Below are 10,938 nucleotides of genomic sequence, written 5' to 3'. Positions count from 1 at the left end.
AACTGCACCACCCAGGGTGCTTGGTCGAGCTCGTCGAAGCTGTCCTGCAGCGCATCTTCCAGCGCATCGCGCGCCGCCATCAGCCATTCGGGCTCACGGCCTTCGGTCCCGATCGGCTGCAACTCGAACACGGCGCCCACCGAGCGGTTGTCGTCGAGCAGAAAGCATTGCTCCTCCTCGAGGTATTCGACCCAGGGCAAGTAGTCGGTGAAGCTGGGGTTGTGCGCATACTGCGCAGCTTCGTCCGCACGCGTTGCACGTCGACGCTGCGCCGCGCGCCAGGGCTGCCAGCGTGGCGGGGCTCGATCTGCGTCATCGACCATCACAAATCGTCCAGGCGTTCGCCGGGCAGTGCGTACTGGACCTTCTCGTACAACGGGAACACGGTCGAGTAGCCGGGCACGGGCGTCTGCTGGGTGCCGGCCAGGTGCGGGTAGACGTACATCACCAGATCGGGATTGGGCAGGCGTGGGAACTGGGTGCGAATCTCGTTGGCGGCCGTGCGGGTATAGGCGCTCTGGTCCTTGATCTGGCGCTCGGGATCGAGAACCGGCCGGCGCAGCTCACTGCGGGCCTCCTGCAACTGCTGCTGCGTGCCGATTGCGGCGCCGCTGTTCCAGATATCCAGCATGGTGTGATCGCCGTGGGGCAGCATCTCGTCCTTGCTGGTGGTACAGCCTGCCAGGTGTAGGCAAAGCAGCAGGCTAATCCAGGTCCAGTACCGAAACGGATGGGCGTTCATGATTCACTCTCCGGCCTTTGGGTTCGTAGTCGATGCTGATTTCGTGATCCAGGTGCAACGCCACCTTGGCCCCCGGCGGGACGTAGATGGCGGCAAAGGCTTCGCCGTAGAGCTTGTTGATCCAGTCACGGATATCGCCGATGCCACCGCTGATGACCGAGTTCAGCGCGCTGTTGCCACTGTTCTGTGAAAGCCCCAGGCTGCCGCTGGCCGAGTTGATGAATGACGTATTGGTCTGTTCGCTGCCTAGCGCTGCAGCGAAGCCGGCGCCGGCAGCGGTGATCAGGCTCTGACTGCCCAGGTACTGCTGGGCGTTGGAGCGACGCTCACCGGCGATGCAGGGAATGCCGTAAGGGTCGGAGATGTAGCCCAAGCCGCCGCGGATCTTCTCGGTGTCTGAAGTCTGGGTACTGCTGCGGTTGCGACTGACCACCTTCTGCGGCTGCGGCACCGTGCGCACGGTGCCGTCGCTGAAGACAAAGGTGATCGACTCGACCTGGCCGCGCACGCATGACAAGGTCCAGTCACCGGCCGCAGTCCCGCTCATGACCGCGCCGACCACGTCCGGTAGGTCGATGCCGTTGGCGGTGAGGTTGTCCGGCCCCACCAGTACCTTGAACGGATAGGGATCGTTCACCGTGCCGTCCACCGGCACCCGGCCAATCAGGGCGGTCATGGCGATTGAGCCCATCAGGGTCGAGTTTTCGGGGATGGTGTAGACCGGCTTGGCGCCATCGGTCCGATCCTGAGTGCTGTCCAGGTCGCGCTCGCCCTTGGCCACGCCGCGCAGATGGTCCTGGCCCCGGTCGATCGCGTTGTTGTCTAGGCCATGCAGATCCTTGAACTTCGACGTCAGCGATGACAACGGTCCCTCAGCTTTGCTGGCCCCCTCTTGGCCAGCACGTGCATTGGATGGCTCGATCCATTGCACTGCATCCGCCGGCGGTTGTGCCCCGGAGAATTGTTGCTCGTCACCCGGTTCGAGCCCAAAGCCCACAGGTACGTCGGACTTCGCGGCCGGCTTGCTGGTGAGCTGGTCCTTGAGTCGGGACAGCAAACCCTGGGTTTCGCGGTGCTGTTGCTCGGCCTTCTGCCGGGCATCGTTGGCCTGCTGGCGCTGCTCGGTGACTTGCTGGGTGACACTGCTCAGCGTGTTTTGAATGCGACTGTCGATGTTGCCTTCGCGCGTGCGCAACCGGTTGTTTTCGGTCTGCAGCGTCTCGTTGCCTTTCTTCAGCGACAGCATCTCGCTGCGCATCGCTTTGACCTGGCCAATCAGCGTGGCCACGGTGTCGCGCGGCGTGTCGCCGGCAATGCCGAGGGCCTTGGCCTGTTCCGGACTGAGGGCAGTGTTTTCGGGATCATGGGCAGGTTCAGCGTCTGGCGCCGTCACCCAGGATTTGCCGATGATCAGCACGATCCCCAGCAGGACCGCCGGTACCAGCCATTTCAGTAAACCGTTAGCTTTCATGATCGGCAGCCTCCGGCGCTGGCGGTGGCAGCAGCAGTGCGTGTTTCAGGTCGCCGCCTCGGGTGACGAGATACGCCACGGTGGTGTCTTCAGGTGTGCCGGCGTGCCCCAGATATTCATGCTGGAAGGTGGCGGCATACAGCGTGGCCTGCAAGTGACGCGGGTCCAGCGAGACCTTGGCCGGCCCACGGTTGACGATCTTCACCGCCGTCACCCAATAATCGCCCAGCCGCCAAGCGGCGAGCCCCTTGATGGATACGTGCTCGGTCGGCAGGAGTGTGCTTAATCCTGAGGACTCGCCTAGCGAGACCCGATGGACACCAGGCAAGGGTGCCACGGTGCGCAGAGGCGCATACAGGTTTTGCGCTGCATAGCGAGTCAACACTACCGGTACCGGCGTGGCTGTAGGCGCTGCGTCCGGCGCGGTGTTCACGTCCGGCGTCTGCGCTTGAGCGACGATCTTGACCGGCTCCAGCGCCTCGCTGCCCTCGAACGCTTCGATGTCGACCAGGATGATGTCCCCCGACTTCACCGACTGCAGCTGGAGGCGGGTAGGGGGAATGGCTTCCGACGCATGCAGGTACACCGTGCCACCGACCGACTGCACGCGCAGCTTGCTGCTGATCGCACTGGGGAGCCCGACGCGGACATCCTCATCCAGCATGAGGATTCGTTCCTGGCCCACCGTCAGCGGCACGGCCAGCGGCAGGCGGTCCCAGTACTTGACCTCGACGGCACCCACAGCGGAACACCAGCCGGCGATCGAGACCAGCATCAGGATCAAGATACGCATCATCATGCACCTCCAGGCAGTGTCAGCTTCTGCGGTGTGCCTTCGTAGCAGTCCAGGGCCAGGCCCCACTTGTTGTGCTCGGGATCGACGTCAAAGCGCACGACACGCAGGGGGTAGCGCACGACGACGCGCTTCACCGGCTCGGCGGCGTAATATTCGTCGGCATTGAGGTCGAGCTTGACCAGCCAGCTGTGCTTATCCAACTGCTTTACCCGCAGGTCGGGGTCGTCGCTGTAGCCCCGCCCCAGCACCTCGTATACGCCGCGTACGCGGCCGCGCAGTTCGCCGGCTGCCTTGCGGTACTCAAAATCGCCATCGAAGAAGGTCTTGCACGCCGGTGTCAGATAAGGCTGCAGGGCGAAGATCGCGCGGTGGTAGTCGACCTCGCCGTCGGTGGGCCAGCGGTTGAGTTGGCCGAATATGTACAGGGCAAAGGCATAGATGTTTTCGGGCGGCACGTCCCACCATTTGCGCGTGCTACCTGAGCGCAGATCCGGTGGTACGTGAATGGTCAGTTCGGAGGGGGCGGACTGCCAGCCGTACCAGAGCCCAGTGCACAGCAGCGCCAGGGTCGCTACGGCCAGGCGCAGGCTGAAAATGTGCGCCTGCTGTGCATCCACCTTGTTGCGGAAACGGCTCATGGGTTGGTCCTCGCAGGTCGGCGTGTGCGCCGGACAGTCCATGGGCCGGAGTGGAGAATCAGGTACTGAGAGCCAATGCCCCAGTGCACCGCCAGTTGCCACTGCAGGCGTCGGTACAGCCAGGTTTCGGGACGAGCACGCTTGGCCCGGCGCAGCAGCTTGCCGCCACCGAGCAGCACCAGCGCCATACACAGGAACATGCAGGTGGGCAGGGTGGCGATGGAGGCGGAGGCCACCGCCAGCGGCCCGCCAAGGACCACACCCAGTACTGCGCCGACAATCAGCGCGACCCACATCTCGTCATTGGTGAGGCCGCGCAGGACGGCTGGATCGCGGTTCAGGCGTTCCGGCAGGAAGGTCAGCGTGCCGTCGGGGAGGGTAGCAGGGACGTCGGACATGGCTGCCTCACAGAATCGTCGCGGCTTTGGTCAGGAACCACAGAATCACCACCACCAACAGCGCTCCGACGCCGACCACGGCGCCGAGGTCTTTCCAGGTCTTGCGCTGGTTTTGCACGTCGGCGTAGACGGTCAGCGAGTGCCACGCCACGCCAAGGAAGGCGAGGGTAGCGATCAACAGACCGAGCAGGATGCCGCCGTCGTAGGCATAGTTCTTGATGGTGTCGATCAGGCCTGAGCCTTCGCCGCGGGACGGAGCTTCCATGGTCGGCAGGTCAGCCCAAGCCAGCGTCGAGCTCAGCAGCGCCAAGCCGCCGAGCAGGGCTTTTACATAGGCAGCCCGCAGCCGGCGAAGCGGGCGGTGACAACCACGAGAGAGGTTCATAGCAAGGCCTCCTGATTACGACAGCATGAAAAACATCAGCACGATCAAGGCGAGGGCCAGACGCAGCGTACTGCCGCCGAGCGAGCCAAAATTGATGTTGCCGGCCGCCCAGCCGCGGTAGCCGGTCCACAGCGCCCAGGTGCACCAGAGCAACGCGAGCACCAACACCGATGAGCGCCACAGCACCGAACTGAGCTGCGGGGCAAAGCCGGCAACGGCGGAGAACGCTGTGAGTTGGGTGTCAGTCATGCTCATGGCAGGGGCTCGAGTGAGGTGCTTCAGCACGGTACTGATCGGCCAACTCGACTAAGTCGGCAGGCTGCGCCCGGGAGGGCGACAAGTATTGTTGGATGCCTTCACGCACACGTTCGAGGTCTGCCGCAAACCGCAGATAGTCGAAGCGATAGCGCGCGCCATCGATATTTTCTGAGCCGTTTTTCGCGCGATCGGCCAACTGATCGATGGCAGTGAATTGTCGTTGAATGAGTTCCAAATCCGAGCGCTCGCGAGTTTCCTGTGCAACCGCCGGGAGGGTTACTAGGTAAATCACAAGCAATGGGAAGGCATACGTCCTCATGGCGAGCTCCAGAGCAATCTCTGGTCGCCACCATCACTGCGGGGGCGAGTTCATGCACGAATTAAAAGGATTCTCGATCTTTCGTTTTCTGGCGAGGTTGGGCAGAAGTGGGGTGAGACTGGAGTGAGGAATTGAGGCGGTATATGAACAAGCTGGCGCTGCGTGCTTATTACGAGCGCTGCAGCGAGCGCTTGAAAGTACAGCTAGCCATCATTCGGAGAATGACAGCTCTGCCTGAAGTGCGCCCTCAGCGCGTGGAGCTGTTTTCGTTCGGGGGTTGCGTGAGCTGGTCAACGAAGGAGTCGCAGCTAAATCGTCCCCCAGGGTGGCCTGTAGTCCTGGAATTCGACCATGCGATTCAAGTGCTCGAATCTCGTTCCTGGTCCTGACCAGCAACTCATTTGCCGTCTGCCCTGTATCCTCGCTCAGCGTCAATGCCACCAGCGTCAAAGGGCTCACTTCCAATCGCTCGCTAAGCTGCTCAAGTTTGTCCAGCGTGAGACTCGATCTACCGGTTTCGAGCTTGGACAGGTAGGTGCGGCTGGTCGTGTCGGCAAATCCGCGCTGGGTGATGTTTCGCTGACTACGTAGTACTCGAAGCACATTGGCGAACGATGACTTCAATGTCATGAAATTACCTGAGGAATAGAGCGAGTAGGTGCATGTGGCGGCGACATGAGTTGGGGGGAGGCAGACCGCTCTGGCCTCCCGTTTCACACTACCATACACCCTTGGATCAAGCCCTGGTGGCCAGTGATCCCGCGATCGTCGACGTTCGACACAAAGCCGATGCTAATGAACGGCTACCTCTGGCCAGAAGGCGCCCCTTGATGATGTTTGCCGAGAGTGGCTGCACTTCAAGCCGCTACCTGAGATTCCCAGCAACTATCACCTCACGGAGACTTTTTCTTCACCCAATTTTCACTTCCTATTGGGCACACTCAAGCTATCCCTACGTGATAGATGCTCCCTTGCCCGCCTAGCAGCGGGCTTTCTTTTGCCCGCAAGGTTGATTGAATTGGCCACGCACCGGCCCTCAGCGTACTTATGAAGCTAAATGTTCTTGGGTTAAGTGCGGATCGGTCGCGATCCGTCTAGCGCGGCCCACGCCCCACGCGAGAGCACGAGTCATGGACTCACCAGGTCGCGAGTCGAAGGATTCCTCGTAAAGCACCATTCCGAAGCGTGCATACACACCGATGAACATCTGCGTGCCACCGGTACGCGACAAGCGCACTTGGACGTCGATGGTCGTGCCGTCGTTTAGAGTCTCATCATGAGTACGGTGGTGAAGGGTTGGATCTGCCCAATTCCAGAAAGCATCACCCCGTATACGCATGCGACCCTCCTACGACTTTAGTATTAGATGAGTATCTCTCCAACATAGTCGACGAGACCCGTAGCGCAACGGCAATGGTGAGGCATTGGGTACTTCATCCGACCATCGGGCAGCATGTAGAACTAAAGGAGTGAAGCCGTTGCCAGTGAGTCTCTGGGTACGAAAATCCATCCCTCCTGTTCCGGCACATTTGACGGAGGCCAGACTAAGCGATTGGGCTCGAATCTGAAGAGCCAGGCAATAAGCGCAGCAGTGAGCGCATCTCGTTCATCCTCATACCAGTCATCGCTGGAGGCCCCAGAAAACCCCAAGCAACGCTGCCTTAAGTCTTTGACTACCGCCGACTGTTTTGCAGAGCTGGGGTAGACCTCGATGGCGTCACCTGCGCGTCATCCGTCCAAATACCACAGCACGGGCGGTTGGGTAAGAAACGTGCCAGTACATGCATGCCTTTGGTAGCTTGACTACCGATCATGTCCTTGATGGCTGACAGCGGAGATAATCCCCGTTCGAACAAAAAACGCTCGGTATAGCGAAACAAATAGGGGTTGGTAGCTGACGCGTTAACTACCGGCACAGAGTGGCCACTTACCAGCAAGTTCACTAGCTCGGTAGAAAAACCCAATGGGGTGTCGATTCCCAAAACGACGGTCGCGTCGCGACGGACAATCTCGACATCACAGGCTAATAGAAGTGATCGCACAAAGTCGTCAGTGGTCTTCGCCTGATTGATCTGCTCGCGCAGATTCCCTCGCCACGGCTTACCTCGCATCTGCAGGTTCTGATCTATCACCACTAGAGCATCTCGGCTGAGGCGATTCCGGTCGCAGTTCCAGCCACCAACATCCCAGCCGATCATCAGCGATTCGGAACTCAAAGTATTTTCCCCGTCCGCTATCGGTTCTAGGAGGCCTGCGCGGCCTCCACCAATCATACCTACCATAGCGCTTGAGCCTGCGCCCTGTCAGACGATGTAGTAGCCGAGGAGACGAGGGTAGCTATCATGAGCTCCTCCAGTCCGTGCTCAAGGCTTTACCAATAGGTGTGGTGCGGCGCAGTCAGAGACGTTGCTCTAATTCACCCACCTTCTTGACCGATTAATCGGTCGAGGACCGTGGGTCGCGATTGGACCGCTATCGACCCAAAGCGGACCTAGTCAACCGTGATAATTTGCCGTTCGGCGAGCGACGCCTTCACTTATGGAGGAGCAAGCTCTTTTACCCTAACGCGGCAGCGAATGCTTCTGGCGTGGGGCTCTCCTCCCATTGCGCGATAGTCGCCGGCAGCACCAGCCATGGCTGCTTGCGCCGAGTCCAGATATGCGCAACCGGCTCGAAACACTCAGTCCCTTCCAGGATGCCGGCCCGTACCACTCGCATGCCGGGTGCTGCCGTGGTCTCGTTGAACAGCCGGGTATGACATGTACCGCAGGCATGTTGGGTAGACGTTTGACCTTGGTGTTCATGCTCAAAGATCGCCGTTTCGCCAGCCACCTGAACAGCCGAAGCCGCGCTCAGCATGTGCAGACCAAACGCACTGCCGCTCCAGCGCTGGCAGTTCAAACAGTGGCAGGCATACAGCGGCGGCAATTGCTGCGCCACGATCTCAAGGGTGATTTGCCCACATCGGCACTGACCGGTGATTCTCATGCGTTGGTTCCTTACAATGACGCCCGGAAAAATGTGGGCGAATGATCGCCTTTCACGGGTTCGGGCAGAAGATCAAATTAGGAGCAACTGTTGGCTAAGAATGTATGAGCGGCATTGAATGGGAAAGCCAGCGTGTATTTCTCGCCGTGTTGCGCTCTGGCAGCCTGAGCGGCGCGGCGAAGTTGCTGGGTATCGCCCAGGCCACTGCGCGTCGGCGCCTGGACCATCTTGAACACGCTCTCGGTGTAAGTCTGTTCACCCGCACACCTCAAGGGCTGACGCCTACTGCCGGAGCGCAGCGCCTGATTGAACATGTGGAGGCCATGGACCTGGCCGCGCAAACCTTCAACCGCATGGCCAGTTCTGAAGCGTCGGTGGATCACGGCACGATTCGGCTGACCTGTGGCGAGTTGCTTGGCGTCGAGGTATTGCCCGACCTGCTGCCCCCTTTCCATTACGAATACCCCAGGCTCAAACTTGAGTTGAGCATAAGCGATACCCTTGAAGACATCGCCAGGCTGCAATCGGACATTGCGGTCCGGCTGATGCGGCCCAATGAAGCGGATATCACCGTGCGGCGTGTCGGTAGTTTGCAGATTGGCATCCATGCCAGTGCCGGGTGCCTGGAGCGCTATGGTAATCCAGCCTCGCTGCTGTCGCTTCGCCAGCTGCCGCTGATCGGCCCGGATAGACGCTCAGCGGATTTGCGTCGGTTTGTCGATGCTGGTCTGTGCGATGCCGACCAGCATTTCGCCATTGCCTCTGATCATCACCTTGCTCAGCTGGCCGCTCTGAAAGCGGGCTTGGGCTTCGGACTCTGCCCGACGCGAATCGCAAAATCGCACGGCCTGGTACATGTCCTACCCCTCGATTTTGGCTTTGAGGTAGAGGTGTGGATCGCAATGCACAATGACCTGCGCAAAATCAACAGGATCGCTCAGGCGTTCGAGGTTCTAGGAGAGCAGTTACATCAGTATCTATGCTTGGCCGATCAGTGAGCAGCGTAGGCCGTGGCATCCACTGCTTGGTCTGAACGGCTTCAATGGGTCGAATCGCGACGGTCATACCTCGACCGTCGCTGGACGCTGTCAAACCTCCGTCTGCTCTGCCATCTCCAATGCGTCATCGACTTCAATGCCCAGGTATCGCACCGTGCTTTCAAGCTTTGTATGGCCGAGAAGGAGCTGAACTGCTCTCAGGTTCTTCGTCCTGCGATAGATCAGCGATGCCTTCGTACGTCTCATCGTGTGGGTGCCGTACATAGCTGGATCTAGCCCAATAGACTTTATCCACGCCTTGACGATTCGGGCGTACTGCCGGGTGGAGAGATGCACTGAGGCGTGTAATCGGCTTGGAAAAAGACAATCTTCGCTGTGGAGTTTGGCTTGATGTATCCAGGCCTGTAGGGCCAGCCGTGTTTGCTCTGTAATTTCAAACTGCACGGGCCGCTGGGTTTTCTGCTGCATCACTATCGCTCGCGATGACACGTGCTCCCCATGAGCAACGTCGCGTACGCGAAGCTTGGTCAGATCGCAGGCTCGTAGCTTGCTGTCGATGGCCAGATCGAAAAGGGCCAAATCCCGAGTTTCTTCCGCGATTTGGAGCCTTACCCGAATGGCCCAGATATCTTTCAGTCGGAGCGGAGTTTTCTGCCCGACCAATTTTCCTTTGTTCCAAGGCTGATGGCTGTTGGTCGTAATGGCGTTCATGGCTTGTCCTCCATGTGAGGGAGGACAAGGATGGTCAGCCCGATCCAGAGGCGCTAACCGACCCTTTGCAGCCGTTCGAGGAGTCTACGAAACCGAGGTCGATTCAGTTCGACATCTTTCGGGGGCCGCAGGACTCGTTCCTGGGACACCTGAGAACGAACTCACTGACGTTCGTGGAGGCGAGTTACCTGTGGTGACACCGAGTTCATGTCGCCAAGCTCCTTCACCATGTAGACCGCAGACGTCGGGCAGAGGCTGTTGAACTCCTCCGAATTGGAAATTGCCTTTGGGGCTTGGGATCGGTCTCTGTGCTCATATCCCCGAGCCTCGAAGAAGTCGGGTGCTGTAGTGGTCAGCAGATGAAGGCTCTGGGCTCCGTCAGCTTCCGCTATTCGCTCAAGTGCTCTGAGCAGCAGGGTACCGATCCCTGACTTTCGCTGGGCCGGTACGACAACTAGTGAGCGAATCAGACGAGTCCGGCCACTTCCTTCAATGCCCCCGTATCCCAACTCCGTTTCTCCCCGGTGAAAGGAATAGAACATTCGGTCGGGCTGCAAAAGGTCTTGGGTCGGCAAGCCCGCTGCAGTCAGATGCGCAGCCAGGCCTTGGATTTGATCGGTACCAAGCAATCGGACAGAGATATCAGACTGGTTCATTGGGGACTCTGGGGATGGTATCGAAGGCCAGTATAGGTCCCGGAGCGGGGGCTTTTTCCAGTTTTATGACGTCCCGTCAGGCGAGGCAATTATAAATATCTGCTTTACCGCATATTTGAATAGGCATATATTCGGATTTCCAGATATTGGCCGTACACGCATTCCCCAGGAGGTCACATGCGGGAAACACTGACTCCCCCCATCGTTTTCAAATGCCTGGCTGATGACACCCGGGCCCGGATGACCCTGCTGATCGCCCGTGAAGGCGAACTCTGTGTCTGCGAACTTACCCACGCGCTGGAGCTGAGCCAGCCGAAGATCTCCCGGCATCTTGCCCAGTTGCGCGAGGCTGGAATCCTGATGGATCGCCGCAAGGGTCAATGGGTGTACTACCGACTGCACCCCGAACTGCCGCAGTGGGTGGACGCGATGCTGAAGGGAGTGGTCGATGCCAACCAGGAATGGTTGAGCTCTGATGCATTGCGCCTTGCCGAAATGGGCGAGCGGCCGCAGGGCCCTGTTGCTTGTGCTTGAGACTTCCCTTCGCTGATTGAGTTGTAGTCATGCTGATCGCATTT

Annotated in this window: 17 protein-coding genes; 2 read left to right on the top strand and 15 right to left on the bottom strand. The window is 59.5% G+C overall.

Features of this window, described 5'->3' with window-relative positions:
• The 13 genes from E8E78_RS11100 to E8E78_RS11040 all read right to left on the bottom strand — a co-directional run.
• On the bottom strand, positions 1-323 hold a 323-nt coding region (locus E8E78_RS11100; RefSeq protein WP_280312363.1), incomplete at its 3' end, for a TraC family protein.
• Positions 323-742, bottom strand: a complete 420-nt coding sequence (locus tag E8E78_RS11095) for a TIGR03751 family conjugal transfer lipoprotein (RefSeq protein ID WP_280312361.1) — start codon at positions 740-742, stop codon at positions 323-325. The genes E8E78_RS11100 and E8E78_RS11095, both read right to left, overlap by 1 nt.
• Complete coding sequence (locus tag E8E78_RS11090; RefSeq protein ID WP_280337107.1) at positions 705-2,213, bottom strand: TIGR03752 family integrating conjugative element protein; 1,509 nt, start codon at positions 2,211-2,213, stop codon at positions 705-707. The genes E8E78_RS11095 and E8E78_RS11090 overlap by 38 nt, the downstream gene beginning before the upstream one ends.
• The gene (locus E8E78_RS11085; RefSeq protein ID WP_280337106.1) at positions 2,203-3,009 is read right to left on the bottom strand and encodes a TIGR03749 family integrating conjugative element protein; all 807 of its coding nucleotides are present in this window, start codon (positions 3,007-3,009) and stop codon (positions 2,203-2,205) included. Before E8E78_RS11085 ends, E8E78_RS11090 begins: the two co-directional genes overlap by 11 nt.
• Positions 3,009-3,647: a PFL_4703 family integrating conjugative element protein gene (locus E8E78_RS11080; RefSeq protein ID WP_063423898.1), complete on the bottom strand. Its 639-nt coding sequence runs from the start codon at positions 3,645-3,647 to the stop codon at positions 3,009-3,011. The genes E8E78_RS11085 and E8E78_RS11080 overlap by 1 nt, the downstream gene beginning before the upstream one ends.
• Positions 3,644-4,045 carry a TIGR03750 family conjugal transfer protein gene (locus tag E8E78_RS11075; protein ID WP_063423899.1) on the bottom strand — a complete coding sequence of 134 codons (402 nt, stop codon included), beginning with the start codon at positions 4,043-4,045 and terminating at the stop codon, positions 3,644-3,646. Before E8E78_RS11075 ends, E8E78_RS11080 begins: the two co-directional genes overlap by 4 nt.
• A 7-nt stretch (positions 4,046-4,052) precedes the next feature.
• Positions 4,053-4,430, bottom strand: coding sequence for a TIGR03745 family integrating conjugative element membrane protein (locus E8E78_RS11070; protein ID WP_063423900.1), 378 nt, complete (start codon positions 4,428-4,430; stop codon positions 4,053-4,055).
• A 15-nt stretch (positions 4,431-4,445) separates the two neighbouring features.
• Entirely contained in the window at positions 4,446-4,685 is a 240-nt protein-coding gene (locus tag E8E78_RS11065) for a TIGR03758 family integrating conjugative element protein (RefSeq protein ID WP_063423901.1), read from the bottom strand.
• Positions 4,672-5,007 (bottom strand): RAQPRD family integrative conjugative element protein, encoded by a 336-nt coding sequence (locus tag E8E78_RS11060; protein ID WP_063423902.1) that lies wholly within the window; start codon positions 5,005-5,007, stop codon positions 4,672-4,674. Before E8E78_RS11060 ends, E8E78_RS11065 begins: the two co-directional genes overlap by 14 nt.
• 210 nt (positions 5,008-5,217) lie before the next feature.
• Positions 5,218-5,637: a helix-turn-helix transcriptional regulator gene (locus E8E78_RS11055; RefSeq protein ID WP_063423903.1), complete on the bottom strand. Its 420-nt coding sequence runs from the start codon at positions 5,635-5,637 to the stop codon at positions 5,218-5,220.
• A gap of 415 nt (positions 5,638-6,052) precedes the next feature.
• The gene (locus tag E8E78_RS11050; RefSeq protein WP_063423904.1) at positions 6,053-6,346 is read right to left on the bottom strand and encodes a hypothetical protein; all 294 of its coding nucleotides are present in this window, start codon (positions 6,344-6,346) and stop codon (positions 6,053-6,055) included.
• 334 nt (positions 6,347-6,680) lie between these two features.
• Positions 6,681-7,223, bottom strand: coding sequence for a hypothetical protein (locus E8E78_RS11045; protein WP_232876987.1), 543 nt, complete (start codon positions 7,221-7,223; stop codon positions 6,681-6,683).
• A gap of 340 nt (positions 7,224-7,563) precedes the next feature.
• Positions 7,564-7,995 (bottom strand): GFA family protein, encoded by a 432-nt coding sequence (locus E8E78_RS11040; protein WP_060492508.1) that lies wholly within the window; start codon positions 7,993-7,995, stop codon positions 7,564-7,566.
• Between the two features lie 104 nt (positions 7,996-8,099).
• Between E8E78_RS11040 and E8E78_RS11035 the strand changes: the two genes are divergently transcribed.
• Complete coding sequence (locus E8E78_RS11035) at positions 8,100-8,993, top strand: LysR family transcriptional regulator (protein ID WP_060492509.1); 894 nt, start codon at positions 8,100-8,102, stop codon at positions 8,991-8,993.
• A gap of 90 nt (positions 8,994-9,083) precedes the next feature.
• On the opposite strand, the gene E8E78_RS11030 is transcribed toward E8E78_RS11035, so the two are convergent.
• Positions 9,084-9,704 (bottom strand): tyrosine-type recombinase/integrase, encoded by a 621-nt coding sequence (locus E8E78_RS11030; RefSeq protein WP_060492510.1) that lies wholly within the window; start codon positions 9,702-9,704, stop codon positions 9,084-9,086.
• Positions 9,705-9,865: 161 nt separating this feature from the next.
• On the bottom strand, positions 9,866-10,360 hold the full coding sequence (gene arsN2, locus E8E78_RS11025; protein WP_060492511.1) for an arsenic resistance N-acetyltransferase ArsN2: 495 nt from the start codon (positions 10,358-10,360) through the stop codon (positions 9,866-9,868).
• Positions 10,361-10,537: 177 nt separating this feature from the next.
• Here arsN2 and E8E78_RS11020 point away from each other — a divergent pair, with 177 nt between their 5' ends.
• Positions 10,538-10,894: a metalloregulator ArsR/SmtB family transcription factor gene (locus tag E8E78_RS11020; protein WP_060492512.1), complete on the top strand. Its 357-nt coding sequence runs from the start codon at positions 10,538-10,540 to the stop codon at positions 10,892-10,894.
• The last annotated feature ends 44 nt before the right edge of the window (positions 10,895-10,938 follow it).

It is taken from the genome of Pseudomonas sp. BN505 (assembly GCF_029873175.1).
Lineage (GTDB): Bacteria > Pseudomonadota > Gammaproteobacteria > Pseudomonadales > Pseudomonadaceae > Aquipseudomonas > Aquipseudomonas putida.
The sequence above is the reverse complement of the archived record's forward strand: the minus strand, read 5'-3'. Positions and strand labels throughout refer to the sequence as shown.

What these genes read in the sequence shown, in the direction of transcription:
- E8E78_RS11095 (WP_280312361.1), bottom strand. Translation starts at nt 742, where the DNA reads ATGAACGCCCATCCGTTTCGGTACTGGACCTGGATTAGCCTGCTGCTT.
- E8E78_RS11090 (WP_280337107.1), bottom strand. Translation starts at nt 2,213, where the DNA reads ATGAAAGCTAACGGTTTACTGAAATGGCTGGTACCGGCGGTCCTGCTG.
- E8E78_RS11085 (WP_280337106.1), bottom strand. Translation starts at nt 3,009, where the DNA reads ATGATGCGTATCTTGATCCTGATGCTGGTCTCGATCGCCGGCTGGTGT.
- E8E78_RS11080 (WP_063423898.1), bottom strand. Translation starts at nt 3,647, where the DNA reads ATGAGCCGTTTCCGCAACAAGGTGGATGCACAGCAGGCGCACATTTTC.
- E8E78_RS11075 (WP_063423899.1), bottom strand. Translation starts at nt 4,045, where the DNA reads ATGTCCGACGTCCCTGCTACCCTCCCCGACGGCACGCTGACCTTCCTG.
- E8E78_RS11070 (WP_063423900.1), bottom strand. Translation starts at nt 4,430, where the DNA reads ATGAACCTCTCTCGTGGTTGTCACCGCCCGCTTCGCCGGCTGCGGGCT.
- E8E78_RS11065 (WP_063423901.1), bottom strand. Translation starts at nt 4,685, where the DNA reads ATGAGCATGACTGACACCCAACTCACAGCGTTCTCCGCCGTTGCCGGC.
- E8E78_RS11060 (WP_063423902.1), bottom strand. Translation starts at nt 5,007, where the DNA reads ATGAGGACGTATGCCTTCCCATTGCTTGTGATTTACCTAGTAACCCTC.
- E8E78_RS11055 (WP_063423903.1), bottom strand. Translation starts at nt 5,637, where the DNA reads ATGACATTGAAGTCATCGTTCGCCAATGTGCTTCGAGTACTACGTAGT.
- E8E78_RS11050 (WP_063423904.1), bottom strand. Translation starts at nt 6,346, where the DNA reads ATGCGTATACGGGGTGATGCTTTCTGGAATTGGGCAGATCCAACCCTT.
- E8E78_RS11040 (WP_060492508.1), bottom strand. Translation starts at nt 7,995, where the DNA reads ATGAGAATCACCGGTCAGTGCCGATGTGGGCAAATCACCCTTGAGATC.
- E8E78_RS11035 (WP_060492509.1), top strand. Translation starts at nt 8,100, where the DNA reads ATGAGCGGCATTGAATGGGAAAGCCAGCGTGTATTTCTCGCCGTGTTG.
- E8E78_RS11030 (WP_060492510.1), bottom strand. Translation starts at nt 9,704, where the DNA reads ATGAACGCCATTACGACCAACAGCCATCAGCCTTGGAACAAAGGAAAA.
- arsN2 (WP_060492511.1), bottom strand. Translation starts at nt 10,360, where the DNA reads ATGAACCAGTCTGATATCTCTGTCCGATTGCTTGGTACCGATCAAATC.
- E8E78_RS11020 (WP_060492512.1), top strand. Translation starts at nt 10,538, where the DNA reads ATGCGGGAAACACTGACTCCCCCCATCGTTTTCAAATGCCTGGCTGAT.